Raw genomic sequence first — 235 nt, forward strand, 5'->3', positions numbered from 1 at the left:
TGTAAACACGAAGAATTACTTAATACCCAGTTTCTTTTCCAGATAATGGATATTAGTCCCACCTTTACAGAAACCTTCGTCACGCATGATGTCTTTGTGCAACGGAATATTAGTTTTAATACCTTCAACCAATAATTCGTCCAGTGCATTACGCATACGGGCAATGGCGATATCACGTGTTTCACCATAAGTGATCAGTTTACCCACCATTGAATCGTAGTTTGGCGGTACGCTG

At 40.4% G+C, this 235-nt stretch carries 1 pseudogene; it reads right to left on the minus strand.

The annotated features are described in order from the left end of the window. Positions 1–15 precede the first annotated feature (15 nt). Positions 16–235 (minus strand): annotated as a pseudogene (locus R0J87_RS24735) (acetyl-CoA carboxylase biotin carboxylase subunit); the annotation flags it as partial.

The organism is Halomonas sp. SIMBA_159 (genome assembly GCF_046536035.1).
Taxonomy (GTDB): Bacteria; Pseudomonadota; Gammaproteobacteria; order Pseudomonadales; family Halomonadaceae; genus Vreelandella; species Vreelandella venusta_A.